The sequence below is a fragment of the Paenibacillus sp. FSL R7-0204 genome (assembly GCF_038002225.1).
Lineage (GTDB): Bacteria > Bacillota > Bacilli > Paenibacillales > Paenibacillaceae > Paenibacillus_AQ.
Genome location: NZ_JBBOCA010000001.1, coordinates 3,518,144 through 3,537,235, shown reverse-complemented (window position 1 = coordinate 3,537,235; position 19,092 = coordinate 3,518,144). Strand labels below are relative to the sequence as shown.

The 19,092-nt window shown below is 53.0% G+C and carries 16 protein-coding genes; 5 read left to right on the top strand and 11 right to left on the bottom strand.

Annotation, left to right across the window (positions count from 1 at the left end; translation table 11 throughout):
• The first annotated feature begins 446 nt into the window (after nucleotides 1-446).
• The 3 genes from MKX42_RS15685 to MKX42_RS15675 all read left to right on the top strand — a co-directional run bounded on the left by MKX42_RS15685 (nucleotide 447) and on the right by MKX42_RS15675 (nucleotide 5,914).
• The gene (locus MKX42_RS15685) at nucleotides 447-2,195 is read left to right on the top strand and encodes an ABC transporter ATP-binding protein (protein WP_340753295.1); all 1,749 of its coding nucleotides are present in this window, start codon (nucleotides 447-449) and stop codon (nucleotides 2,193-2,195) included.
• A gap of 22 nt (nucleotides 2,196-2,217) precedes the next feature.
• Nucleotides 2,218-4,311: an ABC transporter ATP-binding protein gene (locus MKX42_RS15680; RefSeq protein WP_340753294.1), complete on the top strand. Its 2,094-nt coding sequence runs from the start codon at nucleotides 2,218-2,220 to the stop codon at nucleotides 4,309-4,311.
• A gap of 268 nt (nucleotides 4,312-4,579) precedes the next feature.
• Entirely contained in the window at nucleotides 4,580-5,914 is a 1,335-nt protein-coding gene (locus MKX42_RS15675) for a winged helix DNA-binding domain-containing protein (protein ID WP_340753293.1), read from the top strand.
• Between the two features lie 477 nt (nucleotides 5,915-6,391).
• Here the strand turns inward: MKX42_RS15675 and MKX42_RS15670 are convergent, their stop codons facing one another.
• The 5 genes from MKX42_RS15670 to MKX42_RS15650 form a co-directional block, all read right to left on the bottom strand.
• Nucleotides 6,392-6,856 carry a hypothetical protein gene (locus MKX42_RS15670; RefSeq protein ID WP_339310040.1) on the bottom strand — a complete coding sequence of 155 codons (465 nt, stop codon included), beginning with the start codon at nucleotides 6,854-6,856 and terminating at the stop codon, nucleotides 6,392-6,394.
• Nucleotides 6,857-6,988: 132 nt separating this feature from the next.
• Nucleotides 6,989-7,699 (bottom strand): hypothetical protein, encoded by a 711-nt coding sequence (locus tag MKX42_RS15665; RefSeq protein WP_340753292.1) that lies wholly within the window; start codon nucleotides 7,697-7,699, stop codon nucleotides 6,989-6,991.
• On the bottom strand, nucleotides 7,696-8,640 hold the full coding sequence (locus tag MKX42_RS15660; RefSeq protein WP_340753291.1) for an ABC transporter ATP-binding protein: 945 nt from the start codon (nucleotides 8,638-8,640) through the stop codon (nucleotides 7,696-7,698). The genes MKX42_RS15665 and MKX42_RS15660 overlap by 4 nt, the downstream gene beginning before the upstream one ends.
• A gap of 205 nt (nucleotides 8,641-8,845) precedes the next feature.
• Nucleotides 8,846-9,193: a four-helix bundle copper-binding protein gene (locus MKX42_RS15655; protein WP_340753290.1), complete on the bottom strand. Its 348-nt coding sequence runs from the start codon at nucleotides 9,191-9,193 to the stop codon at nucleotides 8,846-8,848.
• A 95-nt stretch (nucleotides 9,194-9,288) separates the two neighbouring features.
• Nucleotides 9,289-10,290 carry a CobW family GTP-binding protein gene (locus MKX42_RS15650; protein WP_340753289.1) on the bottom strand — a complete coding sequence of 334 codons (1,002 nt, stop codon included), beginning with the start codon at nucleotides 10,288-10,290 and terminating at the stop codon, nucleotides 9,289-9,291.
• Nucleotides 10,291-10,473: 183 nt separating this feature from the next.
• Here MKX42_RS15650 and MKX42_RS15645 point away from each other — a divergent pair, with 183 nt between their 5' ends.
• Together MKX42_RS15645 and MKX42_RS15640 are read left to right on the top strand one after the other, a co-directional pair.
• Entirely contained in the window at nucleotides 10,474-10,989 is a 516-nt protein-coding gene (locus MKX42_RS15645) for a MogA/MoaB family molybdenum cofactor biosynthesis protein (protein ID WP_340757697.1), read from the top strand.
• 109 nt (nucleotides 10,990-11,098) lie between these two features.
• A complete protein-coding gene (locus MKX42_RS15640) occupies nucleotides 11,099-11,314 on the top strand; it encodes a hypothetical protein (protein ID WP_340753288.1) in 216 nt (71 codons plus the stop codon).
• 99 nt (nucleotides 11,315-11,413) lie between these two features.
• On the opposite strand, the gene MKX42_RS15635 is transcribed toward MKX42_RS15640, so the two are convergent.
• From MKX42_RS15635 to MKX42_RS15610, 6 genes are all read right to left on the bottom strand, one after another.
• On the bottom strand, nucleotides 11,414-12,013 hold the full coding sequence (locus tag MKX42_RS15635) for a DUF1349 domain-containing protein (protein WP_340753287.1): 600 nt from the start codon (nucleotides 12,011-12,013) through the stop codon (nucleotides 11,414-11,416).
• Entirely contained in the window at nucleotides 12,013-13,221 is a 1,209-nt protein-coding gene (locus MKX42_RS15630) for an MFS transporter (RefSeq protein ID WP_340753286.1), read from the bottom strand. Before MKX42_RS15630 ends, MKX42_RS15635 begins: the two co-directional genes overlap by 1 nt.
• A gap of 250 nt (nucleotides 13,222-13,471) precedes the next feature.
• Nucleotides 13,472-15,778 (bottom strand): thiamine pyrophosphate-dependent enzyme, encoded by a 2,307-nt coding sequence (locus MKX42_RS15625; RefSeq protein WP_340753285.1) that lies wholly within the window; start codon nucleotides 15,776-15,778, stop codon nucleotides 13,472-13,474.
• Nucleotides 15,779-15,804: 26 nt separating this feature from the next.
• Nucleotides 15,805-16,815 (bottom strand): 2-oxoacid:acceptor oxidoreductase family protein, encoded by a 1,011-nt coding sequence (locus tag MKX42_RS15620; protein ID WP_036724606.1) that lies wholly within the window; start codon nucleotides 16,813-16,815, stop codon nucleotides 15,805-15,807.
• A 640-nt stretch (nucleotides 16,816-17,455) separates the two neighbouring features.
• The gene (locus tag MKX42_RS15615; RefSeq protein ID WP_340753284.1) at nucleotides 17,456-17,674 is read right to left on the bottom strand and encodes a hypothetical protein; all 219 of its coding nucleotides are present in this window, start codon (nucleotides 17,672-17,674) and stop codon (nucleotides 17,456-17,458) included.
• A gap of 131 nt (nucleotides 17,675-17,805) precedes the next feature.
• Nucleotides 17,806-19,038, bottom strand: coding sequence for a glycosyl hydrolase family 8 (locus MKX42_RS15610; RefSeq protein WP_340753283.1), 1,233 nt, complete (start codon nucleotides 19,036-19,038; stop codon nucleotides 17,806-17,808).
• Between the last annotated feature and the right edge of the window lie 54 nt (nucleotides 19,039-19,092).

The following is a 19,092-nucleotide window of genomic DNA, read 5'->3' as shown; positions in this document are numbered from 1 at the left end:
CAGATATCCTGCCGCGCCGCAAAATTAAATTTGACAATTCTTAAAGTGTGATGATAAACTCTGAACATAACGAAACGTCTTCAAGTAATTACCAAAATGAAGAAAGGGTGATCTCGGTGTTTAACATGGATATGGTATACCTCGCCACTATTGTAGAAAACTATACCCAACTGAATACCGAAGCAGCCCGAGCAGTGGAGAATTCCTGAGGTTCATGCGTATTACGCGTAACGTATGAGAACAGGCTTAACTTATCTCTCACATGTCTCTGTGCTGCTTATAGCACCGTGGACATGATAACCGCAATTACAGGCGTATCATCCGTGTTCGGATGGTACGCTTTTTCGCGTGCTGTGAGGTTATGATCCGCTGCAAAGTGTCTGTAAATGTTCCGTTAAACAAGCTAACTTAGTAATTACTCCAAGCACGAAAGGAAGGGATTTACCTTGTTCTCCGTACTCCGAAATCTCGGCTGGTTCTTCCGCCGGGAAAAAAGGCGCTATACCATAGGCCTCATCCTTCTTATTGTGGTAGGTGTGTTAGAACTCCTGCCTCCACGCCTGCTCGGCAACGCCATTGACGAAATCGTCACCGGTTCTATCACCGCAGGTTCACTCATGAAATACATTGGCCTGATCGTACTTATGCTGCTGATCATTTATTGGATCACCTACATATGGATGCACAAGCTGTTCGGGGGATCGAATCTGGTGGAGCGTCTGCTCCGCTCGCGCTTCATGAATCATCTCATGACGATGACCCCCGCCTTCTTCGAGCGTAACCGCACCGGGGATCTGATGGCCCGCGCTACCAATGATATCCGCGCGGTATCCGCCACCGTGGGCTTCGGGATGCTCACCCTTGTCGACTCCACCGTGTATCTCACGGTTGTCCTGTTCGCCATGGGGTTCCTGGTCAGCTGGAAGCTGACACTGGCCGCCGTCATCCCGCTTCCGATGATTGCGGTAGCCATGGTGTTCTACGGCAAAGCGATCCACGACCGTTACAGTCTGGCGCAGGATGCCTTCGGTGATATGAACGACCAGGTACTGGAATCCGTATCGGGCATCCGCGTCATCCGTGCTTATGTACAGGAGCGGCATGATGAAAAGCGCTTCTCTGACATTACAGATGATGTGTACCGCAAAAATATGGCGGTCGCCCGGGTCGATGCCTTCTTCGAACCAACGATCCGTTTGTTCGTGGGCCTCAGTTATATCATCGCCCTGACCTACGGAATCTATCTCGTATTCCGCAATCAGATTACGCTGGGCGATCTGGTATCGTTCAATATGTATCTCGGAATGATCGTGTGGCCTATGTTCGCCATCGGCGAGCTGATTAATATCATGCAGCGCGGCGGCGCTTCGCTGGAGCGGATCGACGAGACGCTGAATGCGAAGCCTGATGTCAAGGATGTGCCTCATCCGGTTCCGGTAGCCCAGCCGACCACCATCGAGCTGAAGGATGTAACCTTCCGGTATCCGACCTCTACCATCGATAATCTCAGTGGAGTCAGCTTGTCCCTCTCCCAGGGCCAGACGCTTGGCGTAGTCGGACGGACCGGCAGCGGCAAATCGACGCTGCTGAAGCAGCTGCTGCATGAATACCCGGCCGGCACAGGCGAGATTCTGATCTCCGGTGTGCCGATCACCCAGATCGCCCTCGACCAGCTTCATAGCTGGATGGGCTATGTGCCGCAGGAGCAGATTCTCTTCTCCAAATCGGTACGCGAGAATATCCAGTTCGGACATTCCGGGGCCAGCGATGAGCGGATCATGCAGGCGATTACCGCCGCAGCCTTCCAGAATGACCTCGGCACGTTGTCCGACGGGCTGGATACGATGGTTGGCGAACGCGGCGTCTCCCTCTCCGGGGGACAGAAGCAGCGGGTCTCGATCTCCCGCGCCTTCATCTCGAATCCCGATATTTTGATTCTGGATGATGCCTTGTCAGCCGTTGACGCACGGACAGAAGCAAAGATCATCGAGAACATCCGCGAGGAGCGCAGCGGCAAAACCACGCTCATCTCCACCCACCGCCTCTCGGCGATTGAGCATGCTGATCTGATCGTTGTCCTCGAAGACGGGCATATTACTGAACAAGGTACACACCAGGAACTGCTGGAACTGGGCGGCTGGTACCGTGAGCAGTTCGACCGCCAGCAGGTTGAGAATAATCTGACGAATGAATAACCCCATACAGGAGGTGTCACCGTTGACACAGAGTACAGGCAAACGTCTGCTGCAATATGCACTGACCGCCAAAAAGACCTTCATCGCCGCCCTTCTGCTCCTGACCATCGGAGTAGCGGCTGAGCTGGCAGGGCCGTTTATCGCCAAGAGCATGATTGACAATCATCTGCTTGCGATTGAGAAGCCCTACTTCCAGACAGCCTCGCCGGAGGATGCTGCGGAATATAACAACACTTATTACAAACGCGGTGACCGTTTTGCCGCAGGTGAAGCCAAGGGCCAGGAAGTCCGTCTGCTTCAGGCAGGCAGAAGCTTCTACTTCATCAATGAAGCTGTACCGAAGGCTGAAGGCGAGCGCAGCTTCACGGACGGGAAGCTCCAGATCAAATACGGCGAGCAGACGACGGTCTATCCGGCCGTCAAGCTGTCGGCTGGTGATCTGTTTTCCTTTTACAAGCCGGAGCTTCCGGGAATCTATCAGCTGGTCGCTCTATACGCCATGTTCCTTGTGATCTCCATTATTGCTGAGTTCGGTAAAACCTACTGGCTGCAATCGTCTGCCAATCAGGTCATCCGCAAGCTGCGGACCGATGTCTATGCCCATATCCAGCGCCTGCCGGTCTATTTCTTCGATAATCTGCCTGCCGGTAAGGTAGTCTCCCGGGTAACTAACGATACGGAAGCAGTTAAGGATCTCTTCATTGCCGTATTATCCAACTTCGCTACAGGGATCATCAATATCACCGGTGTCTATGTAGCCCTCTTCCTGCTCGATGTGAAGCTGGGACTGGTCAGTTTGTTCGTCGTACCGATTATTATTCTCTGGATCGTGCTATACCGCAAAATCGCTACCAAATACAACACAATCATCCGCTCGCGGCTTAGTGAGATTAATGCCATTATCAATGAATCGATTCAAGGGATGTCGATCATCCGGATTTTCCGCCGCCAGAAGCAGAGTAGTGCTGAATTCGAGCAGCTCAATGACGACTATCTGAAATATCAGAACAAAATGCTCAACCTGAACGCCTTCACCTCCCACAACCTGGTGAACTCGCTGCGCAGCCTCTCCTTCGTGCTGGTGCTGTGGTACTTCGGCTTCGGCAGCCTGGACGGTTCAACCTTCGTATCGCTTGGCGTTCTCTATGCCTTCGTCGATGTACTGGGCCGGATGTTCCAGCCGATTACGGGCATGGTCAACCAGCTGGCGAATCTGGACAGCTCAATGGTCTCCGCGGGCCGCGTGTTCACGCTGATGAATGAGCCTGGGGAGCCGGTCACTGACGGATCGATGCCGCGTTACAAGGGAAATGTCGTATTCAAGGATGTCTCCTTTGCTTATAAAAAGGACTTCGTCCTGCGCGATATCTCTTTCGAGGCACGCCCGGGCGAGACTGTCGCCCTTGTGGGCCATACCGGCTCCGGCAAAAGCTCCATCATCAACCTGCTGTTCCGCTTCTATGATCCGCAGCAAGGAAGCATAACGATTGACGGGCAAAAGGTCAAGGATCTGCCGAAGCAATGGCTGCGCAGTCATATGGGCATCGTGCTTCAGGACCCGTACCTCTTCACCGGTACCATTGCCTCCAACGTCAGTCTGGGTGATGAACGGATCTCCAGAGAGCGTGTCGAACGCGCCTTGCGTGAGGTAGGAGCCGATAAACTGCTGTCCCATCTGCCGCAAGGCTTCGATGAACCGGTCATTGAGAAGGGCAGCACCCTGTCTGCCGGACAGCGGCAGCTGATCTCCTTTGCCAGAGCGTTATCCTTCGATCCGGCGATCCTGATTCTGGATGAAGCAACGTCCAATATCGATACCGAGACCGAGAGCATTATCCAGCAGGCACTGGAGGTACTGAAAAAAGGCCGGACCACCTTCATCATCGCTCACCGTCTGTCCACCATCCGCAGTGCGGACCAGATTCTGGTGCTGCACCGGGGTCAGATTGTCGAACGCGGCAACCATGACGAGCTGATGGCACAGGGCGGCAGATACTTCCGCATGTATCAGCTTCAGCTGGGTGCAGGTGCCGGGAACGGCCCGGGCGAGCCGGCTCCGGAGTCCGGGGACCATGCTTCTGCCGCCGGACTCCGTCCATCGCTGGAACAGATCTAGTTTGCCTGCTTAAGTCCAGCGGCTCTAGTACAGCAATTTAAGTCCACTGGCGGCAACCGCCATATACCGGTCATACATTACAAGTGGAAATGGCTTTGCCGTCCTTTTAAAGAACGGTACCGTTTCAGCGAGAAAGATAAGAATATTTATAGTGCGAGCATATAAATTCTTATCTTTGAACAAGCACACCCCTGACGCAGGAATGCATCAGGGGTGTCTTTCACTTGATATCAGAACATTTGTTCTGTATAATGGAGCAATACATATTATGGATGAGGTGAAGATGATGATAACCTACAGTCTTAGCAAGCGGCAAGCCCGGCTGTTCCTGCTGCGTCATCAGCGGCTTGTCTCGGACGGATTGCCCGGCGCCAAGCAGAGCATCTATGATTTCGTCCGGCATGTAGGCTGTATCCAGTATGATCCGCTTAGCATAGCCGGACATAACCACGAGCTGGTGCTTCAGGCGAGAATCCCCGGCTTCGTGCCCGAGATGGCCAATGAGCTGTTATATAAGGACAGACTGCTGATTGACGGTTGGGATAAGAACATGTCGATTTACTGTACAGAGGATTGGCCGTATTTCCAGCGGCGCCGGGAAGCTGCCGCCAAGCATCAGCATAACGAGGCCATGGCGGCCATGATTACCCATGTCCGTGCAGAGCTGGATGCACGCGGACCGCTCTCGTCACTGGACCTTGCGAGCAAAGAGAAGATCGACTGGTCCTGGGCTCCGGCAAGACTCTCCCGGGCTGCAATGGAGAGCATGTACTTCTGGGGCGAGCTATCCATCCATCACCGGGTGCATACCCGCCGTTATTACGACTTCACAGCCAAGTTGCTGCCTCATGAACTGTTAAGCGTTAGCGATCCTAACGAGACGCTGGAGCAGCATCACGATTGGTATGTGCTGCGCCGGATCGGCAGCATCGGCCTGCAATGGAATCGGTCCGGGGACGGCTGGCTTGGCATCGCAGGCCTGAAGAGCAAGGAGCGGACAGCATCCGTGCAGCGGCTGCTGCAGAAGGACCTGCTCCGCGAGGTACAAGTGGACGGCCTGAAGCTCCCGCTATACATCCGCACAGCAGACGTCCCTGAGCTTGAAGCCGTATTGCTTGAAGATGATACTACGAGTGCAGATGAGTCCGCAGCAGGGCCTCAGGCTGGTAATGAGGGCGGGGCCGGTCATGCTGGAGGAGCGGCCTCCTTTGCAGCAGCACTGGCTCCGCTAGACAATCTGCTCTGGGACAGAGAGCTGATCCTACAGCTGTTCGGCTTTCAATACCGCTGGGAGGTCTACAAGCCTGTGCTTGAACGGGAATACGGATACTATGTCCTCCCCCTCCTCTACGGCGACCGCTTCATCGGTCGGCTGGAGCCGGTAATGAACAAGAAGACCGGTGTCCTGACCATCTTCCGCTGGTGGTGGGAGGACGGGGAGACGCTTGAACACTCCATGCTCCCTGCGCTAATCCGGGCCTTCTCCTCGCTGCAACGTTCAACCGGGGCCACCGCGATCCGCTTCGCGCCGGATGTCGTTCACTCCTGCGGACTGCAGGAGCTGGAGGAGGCGCTGGCAGCTACTCCTGTAAAGACTAATTAATTCAATCATCAATTACCCCAGCGGGTGGAGGATGTCGGAACTTATGCGGTCCACACAACTTGTGTGGACTACCTCTCACACATTACTCATCCGCCCGCTTCTGGGGCAGTCCGCGGATTCAGCGGCACTAATGCTCCTCATTCGGGCGTTTGGCTTGTATCCGCTGAATTCAGGGGCACTTCTCCCCCTCACGGCTCTTAGTCAGCAACATCTTAGCCCAAGTACCTCCGCGCTAACACATTATATTCGGTTTCTCGCATACATTCGGCTACGCATACCCCCACCTGCTTATTGTGTTCGGTTTTCCGCATACATTTGCTCCACGTACACCCCGCCAACCAATTGTATTCAGTTTTTCGCATCCATCCGGCCACTCCCTACGCTCAGCTTATATATCCAAAGAAAACTCCCTCTGGCGCAGCCTTGCTGCGATAGGGGGAGTCTCCTCGTAAGTGTAACTATATTTCATTGGATGCTTTATTGGATATGCTCTTCTTCGAGGCCCAGCTTGCTGTACATCTCTGTACAATAGCCCTGCAGCTTAATCTCCAGCCTGCTTGCCTTGTTCTTGAAGCGCTTCAGTTCACGGATCATATGGGCCCGGCCGGCCGGGGTGAAGGTCTCTTGAATCCGTTCCTTGAAGTAGTCATGGACAATATGATTGCGTTCTTTCCATACGGCCTGCAATTGACTGGTCTCTTCCTCAGAGAATGGGAAGTGATGCTGGATTTCTTTGATGAGTTGGCCGAGTGAATTGCTAAGCTTGCGTTGATACAACTCTGCGATTTCGGCATCGGTTGGCGTCTTACCCCGCGACAGCTTCGTCAGCAGCAGCAGATTCGTTAATTGCTGCTCCAGTGCCTGGCAATAGTACACAGCCAGCCCGAAATAAGCAAATAGCTCTTTGGATTGTTCACTCTCCGGTATTTGTGTATCCTTCATCGTTCCTCCCGTCCTTAATCTGGTTATTTGATCTGTGTGTAAATTGAACTTTTCGTTCTATTTTGAAATGGCCGTTACTGCAATGAACATTTGGACCTCAAATTGTAAATCTTCAAGTTCAAAGGACACAGCTCAGTTTGTTTTGTTATAGTCCATTCGGCCGGAACAGTAAATGTATAATCCGGCAAGCAATATTATGTACGCTAACGCGTGGGCATAGGCTCCGAGCACGGAGGAAACCGGCAAAGTCTCTGCGTTCATCATCCTGTCCATAACCGGATATACCGGCGGCAGGAGAATGGATACAACGGGGCCAGGCACCGCTTCAGCCACTTTACCGGCGCTAATAGATAGAATGAGGAGAATCAGCATCATTCCGGCCGCATAGCCAGCCCGCGGTACCCACGAGGATTGCAGGTACAAGGAGAGAGTGATCCCTAATAACCCCATTAGAGCATGTCCGGCCAAACTAAGCAAGATCCGTTGAAGTCCGGCAGGTTCTTGGAAGCTTCCGGCCAACACGGGATAGATTACGATGATTATATCCAGCAGAAGCGTAAGCAGAACAAGGGTCAGCAGACTTCCGATACTATAGCGGCGGGCACTGCGGAGCTGAACAATAACCACTTGCTTCTGCACCGCCTGCTCATGGTTAAGGAAGCTTAGACCTAGCCACGCACAGGCTACGAATAGAAAGACTGCCGTTGCCGAGTAGCTGCTCATGACCGGGTTAGGCTTATAGGAATACAGAATTAATACCGCAATCATAATGCCGGCAACCGGTCCGAAGAACCGCTGGGAGACCGTATAACTGTGCAAAAAATAACCGATTAGCCCTTTCACCTGCGTCCACTCCCGCTCTGATCCTTGGGGTCCATCCACTCGGCCAGGTCACTTACTCCCCCGAGAGGCTTCACCGAAACTATAGAACCTCCCGCTGCAAGAATCTGCTTCAGGCAGGTATCTGACATTTTCTGATCTACAGTCAACCCTATACAAGTTGTACCGGCGAAGTCCGGCTCTGGCAGCACGTGGATGACGCCAGGCAAGGCTTCCAGAGCTTGCTGGGCTTGTCCAGGCAGTGCCGTATAGACGATATTCACTACTGGAGCACTCTTCAGCTTCTCCGCTCCCTGAATCGTCCGGATAGTCTGCCCTTCATGTAATACATATACTGTATCCGCGACAGCTTCGATGATCTGCGGTTCATGAACAGACAAGACGAGCGCCGTGCCCTCCGCCTTCAGCTCCAGCAGGATATCAATAAGCGTATCTTGTGCCGGCAGATCCAGTCCCGACATGGGCTCATCAAGCAGAAGCAGCTGCGGCCGGAGCAGCAGACTCTGGATCAGGTTGACCTTCTGCAGCATCCCCTTGGAGAAGCCTGCCAGCTTGCGGCTGCGGGAGGATTCGAGACTGAACAGCTGCAGCAGTTCGTTGATCCGGGACGCTGAAGCCGCTTCGGAGAGCCCGGCAATCCGGCCCATGCAGCGCAGATAGTCTTCGGCGGTGAGCTTCAAGCCGGGAAATGCTTCAGGTGCATAACCTGTGGTTATCGCCTGACGGTCGCAGGTAAGAGCGCCGGAGGACAGCTTCAGCAGTCCCGCGAGGATGGACAACAGCGTACTCTTGCCGGTCCCGTTGCGGCCAATCAGAGCCGTGGCCGTGCCAGGAAGAACTGTCATCGAGATCCCGTTCAGTACCAGGCGGCTTCCATACCGCTTGCTTCCTTCAGTAATTGTAATTAGAGGTAATGCATTCGTGGCCTCCAGGCCTCCTTCCATTCATGCATGCCTATGGGCCGCACCGAACGGCAGCCTGATTATTCTCTTATGTAACATTCGCCGGAATGCCTTTATTCTCCTTTTTAATTTCCCGGTTCCATCCATTTCACATCGAAAAAACCAGAACTGTGCAGAATAAAGTCTGCGGCCGCCCTGGTTCCTGTTAAGTAATCAATGCAATTTATGTTAGTCCTTAAGGGTGATGTCAGGCGTAGACTTCAACAGCTTCACTGACCCTTCTGCAGGCCATGGCTGCATTGCGGCAGGTATCGATACAATCCTGGCAATGGTTATGCTTATGACGGCTGCTTGTGTCGGCGCAGCGGTCACAGATGTCAGCACATAATTTGAGGATTTCAGCCACAAACAGGCTTCGGCGGGTCATCGCTTGAATAGCGAAGGAGCAGATGTCTGCGCATTCACGGTCCAGCTGGATGCTCTCCCGCAGATCGGCCAGATCATATTCCTTGAGGCTTGAGACATAGCTATAGTTACAGGCATCCATACATTTAATCAAAGTATTAATGCATTCCTGATATTGAATTCGTGTCATAGCCTTACAACCTCCTGCAATTAGTATAGGGTATGCCTATGTATTAACCTGCAAGAAAAAGAACGAACCATTCATAAGGAACTGCAGATGGTTAACTATAGGCTTCGTTTGACCGTTGCGGGTCTGGTCAGCAGACGTCTCTCCAGGCGCAGAAGCTCCCTGCGCAACTCGCCGGAGGAGAAATGCTCACCGATGAATACCGCAACATCCGGCACCTCGCCCTGGGGCGTAATTCTCATGAAATCCGCTTCCCTGTAAGCGTACTGAAATAGAAACCGGCTGGAGGTATCTGTAAAAGTTACGATCCCCTTGGCCCGGTAAACATCGCGCGGCAGCTCCTTCACAAACTGTTCGAATTCCTCGCTGTTCACGGGATTCTGGAAATAATGGGTATAAGCCATCACATGATCATGGGATGCATGCATCGCCCCCTCAACTCCGCTCTCCACCTGCTCCCCGTCCGCAGACCGATCATCCATATGAACGGCTCCCACACTGCCCAGCAGCACTTCTGGCTCCAGTTCACAACGCACCGCCGGCAGAATCTCCGCGTAGGCGTTCCACTTGCGCAATACTTCCGAGATCTCTGTAATCTCTGCGGCTTGAATGCGGTCTGTCTTGTTTAGGATCAGGACGGATGCACAGCGGATCTGCTCCTGCATCAGACGGTAAGTAGCCCCTTGCTGGGAGCGGTATAGCTCCAGCAGATGGGCAGCATCGACGACGGTAATCAGCCCCTTCAGCTCTACTTGCTGATATAGAGAGGTCTCCGTTACCGCATCCACAATCTCCAGCGGGTTGGCTGCACCCGTAGCCTCAATGATAACTACATCCGGCGATTCTTTTTTGATTAGTGTGGTCAGCTCCGTACTTAAGTCACCCCTGCTTGTGCAGCAGATGCAGCCGCCCAGCATCTCTGCCATAGGCACAGACTGCTCCACCAGCAAGCCATCCAGATTCACTTCACCCAGCTCGTTCATGATTACAGCCGGCCGCAGGTCCTGAAGGTTCCAATGATCCAAAAGACGCTGTAGTAATGTGGTCTTGCCGCTGCCGAGAAATCCCGACAAAATGTATACTGGTAATGACTGTTCCAAGTTTGCTCCTCCCTGCCTCAATCGGTTATGGTAGCGAGTGTACTACAATGACCGCCTCTGTGCAAGGCGGTACTTGTCTATGGAGGCATACAACAGCTTCCTCCGAAACTTGTTATTACTGCTTCCATCCCCTATCATGAGAAATATAAGCTGTACAGCAGATAATAAAGGGAGCTGGTTCGTATATCATCTGTCGAAGAACACCGGAGCGAAGCCCCGGATTCAGTCGCTTGCTACATCATAACGGTCTCGGATACCCGGACCATCGATACGGACACCGGAGGGCCTATGATCCAGAGTCTGCTGGAAGCCGCCGGTTATACCGTGACCGGCCGCGCCATCGTCAAGGACGATTATGAGGATATCCGGGAGCTGGTCTACAAAAGCTCCGTCCATTCCGGCATCGAAGCTGTGCTTCTGACCGGAGGGACCGGCATTTCCCCCCGTGACACCACCTGTGAGGCCGTAGCCTCTCTGCTTGACAAGTCGCTGCCGGGCTTCGGGGAGATTTTCCGGCTGCTGAGCTTCACCGAAGATATCGGCTCAGCCGCCATGCTCAGCCGGGCCATTGCCGGGACGATCGGCAGTACCGCTGTCTTCTCCATGCCCGGCTCCACCGGTGCAATCAAGCTGGCTATGCAACGGCTGATCCTGCCCGAGCTGCGCCATGTCATGCGCGAGATCTACAAGCGTTCGTGAGACGCAGCATGGACGGACACCTATTTTGCTGGAAACTAGACGAATGAACAAGCAGGCTCCTGCATAACGCGTATACTGGCATAAGTCCACTGCGAAGGAGCTGAGTGTAATGAGAAATTGTCCGAAATGTCCTACTGAAACGGTTACAGATCCCACACAGGTTGTATATGAAGATTACTATCATCCCCAGGTGGTCCAGGTGGTCCACCATGTCGAGGTCGTCAGACGCCACCACTGTGTTCCGGTCCCTCACCATATCTACACTTATTCCGTCCGGGATGAAATGTGCGGGCCTACCGCAATGGTGCGCAGCAGCAGAAGATAGTCTGCCTCTCCCGTCTATAGGATAGTATTTTGTAAAAGGCAAAACCGCCGTCTGCGCTTGAAAGAAACGCGCAGCGGCGGTTTTGCTTTTGTCGGGAATCTATACGATTGGCGGGTCTGTATGAACATCTGCATCGGGTACTGTAGCTGCCCAGCGTGTGAAGGTAACGTGAAAGCCGGCCCGCGTTGGAGCACACAGGAACGGTCCTGCTTGGCTGCCAGTCTCATACGGGAACCGGGCAACGCGGATGGTCCGCCATGGATGATTCTCAGTGCGCGCTCTGAGGATTACCGCATCCTTCATCCGCGAAGCGCGGAGGGTAATCACCTCGCCCTTCCACTCGGGAACAGGGGACAATGACCAGTCAGAGTAACCGTCCGTCACAACTGCACCTATATGAGGAACACCGTCATTCAGCTCAATACCGGCCTTGATCCATTGCTCACCGCTATGCCATAGCATAATGCCTGCCTGGTCATACAGCTCGGTGAACCCGTCCAGCGCAAAGCTGATCTCTACCGCCTCTGCCTTATCCCAGGGGGCAAGCAGCGCATGACCGTTGTCATGCTGGAACCCATACATCGTTTTTTCCCAGTAATCGCTGCCCTCCGCTGCATGGGCCACCAGTTGACCGTCCTCGGTTCTGCTTGACACCGGTTCATTGCTCCATGCTCCATCTTGCCACTCTATGAATCTCATTACGGACTCACCTCTCCTTGTCGTTTGCTCATCATCCTGTTAATGATTTCAGAGCTTACTATCATCACTATGATATACCCAATCATGGCCGGCGGGAGAATCATGAAGGTGCTCCGCGCCGCCGCCCATCCCAACAGTGGAGGCAGAAACGCACCGCCGGTGTAAGCCAAAGCCATCTGATAGCCCATAATCTTCTGCGAATGCTCCGCACCGAACCGGGCGGGTGTCTCATGCAGCATGCAGGGGAAGATCGGAGCCGATCCGAGGCCAATCAGAATAAAAGCGACCAGTGAATATACCGCCGGAAGCGGCAAGGCCAGCAGCAGCGCACCCGCGAGTGAAATCGCCAGTCCGCCGCGAATCAGCGTACGGTTGCTGAACCGGAAGGTAATGAAGCCGGTAATCAGCCGCCCGGCCGTGATTCCGCCATAATAGAGCGAGACCCATCCGGCGGCTGTAGCCGGGGATACCTCCTTGACGTTCACCAGATAACTGCTGCCCCATAGTCCCACCGTAGCTTCCACTCCGCAATAGAACAGGAAGGTAAGCATCGCCAGCTTCACGCCTTTGATCCGCAGCACCTTACTCTCAGCGGGAACGGCCACAGGCCGGGAATCTAACTTCTCAGATATCTCTACGGGCTGCTGGCCGCCCCGTTTGCTTACCTTTGTCCACATCGGCAGACTGAAGAACAGTACCACGACCAGTGCGAACTGAATCATGCTGACCGCGAAAAACCCCGTTCTCCAGGACTCGCCATTCGCAATATACCGCGACATCAGGATCGGCCCTAGCATAGCCCCAACTCCCCAGAAACAGTGCAGCCAGCTCATATGATGCGCCTTGTAATGAGTCGCCACATAATTATTCAACCCTGTATCAATCGAACCGGCCCCAAGACCCAGCGGCAAGGCCAGCAGAGCCACCCACAGGACCGAGGAGGAATAAGAGAAGCCGAGCAGGGCCAGAGCGGTTACCGCTACGCTGATAAAAGTAACCATTCCCGTGCCGAGCCGCTTCAGCACCACACTGCTGGCCAAGCTTGAGATAATCGTCCCGGCGACGACTATCATCGACAGCAGTCCGGCCAGTTCGACCGGCGCCCCGAAGTCCAGCCGGATTATCGGCCAGGCTGCGCCAAGCATCGAATCCGGCAGTCCCAGGCTGATGAATGCCAGATAAATAATAATTAAGAATACTGTTGCCATGTTCCCCCCGCTTAACCTTCTATTATCGGCTGAACCCCCAACTGTAGCGGTGGCGGCTTGACCTCGAAACCACTCTCTCAACCGTCTTTTTGCCTCGTTACTATATTACTTTATAAAAGTATTATAATAAATAGTTTTTTCTGGCTATTTGCGGCTGCAAATAACCCGGCAGAGTGGCTCTGCCGGGCGGGTGCTAACTTTAGCTACTGCTTATGCTAATGAATGCTAAGACTCCAGTAGATCTTACACCTTACAAATCTGGATGCTCATGCTTCGCCTTGAGACGGCTCCAGCGGCGCTGTACTTCACCCTCGAAGCTGCGCAGGGCCGGCTCATTCTCCGGCTTCAGCAGATGGCGGGTCTTGCCCATCGTCTTCAGCCAGGCGGATACTTCTATCCGCTTGTCCTTGTCTTCCGGGTTATAGGTGATATTGGTAATTCCCTGCTCTACTTCATAGAGCGGGAAGAAGCAGGATTCGACAGCGAGGGACACAATATCTGTGCCGTCCTTGTCGTCGCTCATCCAGTTCAGCGGACAGGCAATGAGAATCTTGCCGTAGACCAGACCTTCATTTTGCGCGTACCACTGGGCTTTTGCCGCCTTCTTCAGCATATCCTGCGGATAAGCTTCACAGCCGGTGAAGACATAAGGAATGTTGGTAGCCGCCATAATCTGCGCTGTATCCTTGTGCTGGGTCACCTTGCCCTGCTGGGTTTTGCCGATGCTTGAGGTGGAAGTCCGGTGTCCGAGCGGTGTCGAATAGGACTGCTGCGCCCCTGTATTCATGTACCCTTCGTTATCATATTCCACGATGATCATCTTGTGGCCGCGCAGCGCTGCGCCGATTGCAGGTCCCATCCCGATGTCCATCCCGCCGTCGCCGGTAACCATAACGAACGTGAAGTCTTCCTTCAGCCCCAGCCCGTCAAGCTCACCGCGGCGTTTGCGTTCCCAGAACATCTCAACCACACCGGACAGTGTAGCCGCACCATTTTGGAACAGATTGTGGATGAACGTCGATTTATGAGAGGAATACGGATAACCTGTAGTCGTTACCATCGCACAGCCGGTGTGGTAGAGCGCAACGATATCGCCTTCAATCCCTTTGAAGAACAGCTCCAGTCCGGAGAAAATCCCGCAGCCCGGACATGCGCCGTGCCCTGGAGACAGACGTCTTGGCTTCTTCATCAGCGAACGTACCGGCGGAACTCTGACACTCAGCTTGCCTGTCTCTTCGTTCTGGGTAACCGTGATCAGGCCGGTCTTCAGCTTATCGAAATCCATCGGCTTCAAGAGGCGCTTCGGCGCATTCTCCGGCGCTCCCGGATTGTGGCCATAGTAATCAAACGGAATCTCTACACGGTCCGCAACAACGGCATCCATAGCCAGCTGGAAGAAGTGGTGTCCGTCTTCGGCATAGAAATCTTTACCGCCCAGTCCGTAGATCCGGCTGATAACCTTTGTCGTGGTATTGCCATAAGTGAACAGGGCTGCCTTAATCTCGTTCACCATGTTCCCGCCGTGTCCGCCGACCGAATCCGCACGGTCACCTACAGTAATGGCTTTGACATTCTTCAGTGCTTCAGCAATCTGCTTCTGGGGGAACGGGCGGATCATGTTCGGGGAGATCGCTCCTGCCTTGATTCCCTGCTCACGGAGCTGATCGACTACGTCCTTAATGATCTCCGAAGCGGAGTTCATCAGGAAGACAGCGACATCGGCATCCTCCATCCGGTACTGCTCGATCATCTCATAATGGCGTCCGGTCAACTCTGCGAATTCCTGGGCAATTTCTTCAAAGACTTCACCCGCATTGTACATTGCAACGGATTGCTGATAGCGGTTGTTGATGTAATCCGGTTCATTCATGTAAGGTCCCACAGTGACCGGGTTATTGCGGTCAAGGGTATCGGTGAAGCCTGCAGGCGGTTGCTCGCCAACGAACTTGTGAACATCCTCACGGTGGGCAAAAGCCTGCACCCGGCGCTTCTGGTGCGAAGTGAAGTAACCGTCAGAGGCCACCATCACCGGCAGCCGTACCTTGGCGTGTTCCGCCAGCTTCAGAGCCATCAGGTTCATATCATAGACCGACTGCGGATCACGGCACATCAGGATCGGCCAGCCAGTGTTCAGAGCGAAGTACAGATCCGAGTGGTCTCCGTGAATATTCAGCGGTCCCGAGATCGAACGGCAGACCAGGTTCATGACCATCGGCATCCGCGTACCTGCTTGTACAGGCAATTGCTCCAGCATGAACATGTACCCTTGAGCGCTCGTTGCATTAAATACACGACCGCCTGCCGTCGAGGCACCGTAGCAGATCCCGGCGGAGCTGTGCTCGCCGTCGGACGGTACCAGCATAATATCGTGCTGGCCGCTGGCCTTCATCGTATCAAGGAACTGGGCCACCTCAGTCGATGGGGAGATCGGGAAATAACCCATGACATGATAGTTAATCTGATGCGCGGCATAGGCCGCCATTTCATTGCCGGACTCGTATAGGAATTTCTGTTCTACCTTGGCGGAGCCTACTTCTTTCTCATAATCAATAGCCACAATGTATTCCACCTTTCTTCCGGATTTTAGACTGGAGTTACCAGATCGAACTGATGCTTCACGGCATGGCTGTCTGCATAGCCTTCCTTCTCCCTCATGCTGGATAATGCCGAGGTCGGACAGGCACCGATGCATTTCAGGCAGCCTTTACAGTACTGGTAGTCAATACCGAGCAGGAACATCTGCGAACGGCCCTTGCGGTCCAGGCGCTCTTCCCACACGAAGCATTGGTCAGGACATACCGTGTCACACTGTGCGCAGTTGATACAGGACTCGATCTCAAATGCCGGAAGCATACCGGAACGGGAGATGCTGAGATTCTTCAGGAAGCTGCTGCCCGGGTTCGTGATCGTTCCGCCCATCGGCTGAGTCTCATAACCGAGAGCCGAAATATCAGAACGTACATATTCCGGCATGCTATCGCCGGCAGCCAGCTCGAACTGCATGAACTTCACTTCATTATAGCCGCGCTCGAAGGTTGTAATGGCGGACTGGACAGCCTGCGGATATTTTTTGCCAAGGGACTTCTCAATGACGCCCTTCATAATATCCGTATCGAGGAACGGGCAGAGCCGGAACAGCGCCCCCAGCATGGCCATGTTGACGCGGTTCTTCTCCTTGAGTGCGATGCTGGTAGCATCGATCACTGCAATCGTGCCGGCCTTCATCTTAAGCAGCTCTCTGAGTTCTTCCGGCGTCTTGGCCGAGTTCACAAGAACGGTGCTGTGTTCATGAATTCCGCTGGTTACATTAACGGTCTTGGCAAGTGCTTCGTGAAATACGCCTACAACATGCGGACGCTCGACCGGCGAAGTATCGCGGATATGGGTATCCATATCACAGAAACGGATGTGAGCCTTAACCGCAGACCCCTTCTTCTCCGAACCGTACGATGAGAAGCTGACGCCGTTCAGCCCTGCGCCGACCACTCCTGCTTCCGCCAGCATTTTACCTGCCAGGTTCGCGCCCAGGCCTCCAATGGATTCCAGACGAATCTCAAAGAAGCCGAGTTCATTTACTATTGGCAATTGTACCACCGACATAACCCCTTTCTTAGTCCATCCTTTTGACTTTTTTAAGCGATTGTAACTTGATTTTGCAAGCCGCGAAGTGACATATCTTGCATTTTCCACGCTCAGGAAATCACAATTCTTTATTGATTTGGGCAGGTTCCTTTATACGCGACAGCATGGTGTTATTTCGATAGAAGAAAAACTTCCATGAAAACGACAAATTGTGAAGATTCTGTGTAATTCTGCACTTTCCCAAGCAAACTGTGGATGAGATGTCATCCTTAATTTAGCAATAAAATTAAAAATTAAGATGTTAAAAATATCACAGAAATTTTGGGCGATGCACAGTACCGGCAGCATCGTCAATGATCTTCATCCCTATTAGGGCTGTGTTTACTGTAGGGCAAAGTAAATAAAGTAGATCCATTAAAACAGTGGGCAGATTTTAGTCCGCAAGTTATGCAGACATAACTTTATTCGATAGAGTTGATTTATGTACATTTGAACAACGGTCCGTCCTTAGAGCGTCCACCCAAGTCCTCGCTTCGATCCCACTTAAAAACAGAGGGCTATCCCATTGGGACAGCCCTATTAAATATTCAGCTCATATTAGAGTACTTCGTATGGGACAAAGTCTGACAGATGTAGACATACTATAAACGTCTCAAGAAAACAAGCCATTTATAACCAGTACTGCTAGAGTGATAATCTTCTCCATAATCCCAGAACAAAATGCTTGCGGCATCCCCATTGTAGTCGGTTTTTCGACCATATCTGGGCCACACACTTCTGCCGCACCGAATGTGGTCGGTTTTTCGACCATATTCGGCTGTTCGGTGAAATCAGCGAAGTCATTCCTATTACTGATCCAGAATATAGTCATCCTGCCGATTCTCCAAGACACTTACCACCAACTTTATGCACAACTTATCCATATCGGACGTAAATCATAATTTCCTAATCAATTAAAAAAGCAGCCTCACCAGTTTACACCGGGAAACTGCCAGGGAACGCTTAGTAAGCCCACCAGTTGCCTGACATGACAATCATCGAGAACAGCTTGAGGCTGTCTTCATAATAGTCCTCTGCTGCGCTGTTCGCCGTATGGCTCCAGAGGGAGTTCAGCCAGCTCTGGTTGGCGGAGGAGGTCATTGCGCTTACGCCGAAGGGGGCATAGAATGCGCCGCTGTTATAGCTGCCGAAGGTGGTTCCGTTCAGCTTATAGCCGTCCTTGATGTTACCCGGCGTATTGCTTGCTTTGGTCTTGATCCAGCTGTTCAGCTGATTCAGCTGGGATAAGGCCCGGTTATCGCCTGTCAGCAGATAATCGGTGGTGATCCGCCACGGGGTGCGGCAGGAATTATAGTTATAGTTGCCGTCGTTGGCATCCTCCAGGAAATTGGCCGCAGCCGGCTTATAGGTATTGCTGGAGTAGACCACGAAGTCCGGCAGCAGGCCGGTGGTTGAGCTGTAGCCGGTGTAGAGGCTGTTGATTAAGGTGTAGGTCTTGTTCGTTACATTCTGCCAGCGGGCATCCCCGGTAGCGGTCTGGAAGGCCTTCAGGTGATTGAGCATGAAGTCTGAAGGGCGGGTAGCCGTATTGTATGAGCCGCTGTTCGCCCAGTCCCCGAGACGGATTGTCCACTGGGTCTGATTAATCTCATTATCCATGATGGCGTTAATCATATTCGTCGCAGTCTGCAAATAGTTGACAGTTCCGCTGCTTCCCCATTGCTTGTGGGCCAGCAGCAGCGAGAAGGCAATATCCATATCGCCGTCGGTTGCGGAGTCTTCCCCTTCGATATTCTGAAAGCTGCTGTTCTGCTTCCAGGACATCAGATAGGGGTTGATGGCGCTTGGATGTGCTGTGTAATAATTGTAGAGTCCGTTGTAGTAGGTCTGTGCGTTACTGTCGTAGCCGGCCATCAGCACGGTGAACAGCATGCCATAGCCATGTGCTTCAGAGACCGTCTCCCCGGCTGAATTATATTTCACATAATATTTGCCTGTTCCGGCAGGCTTAAGATATGCGCCTTTCCAGGCATCCCATTTGGTCTTGACGGCGTTATCCATGACGCTCTGAGTGACATTGTTCGGTTTAATGGTTCCGCTTGTATAGGTGGTGTGCTGCGGGAACGGTTTGTTCACAGCGGCGAAGGCGGACCCGGCAGGCAGGATAAATATGGCCAGACATAGAAGCATCAGACTTTTCCAGTGCAGCTTGCGTTTCCCTTGCTTGTTCATCATCCATTCACTCCTTGTGGTTGGGGTGGATACTTAAGAGAACCTATTGTATTCACA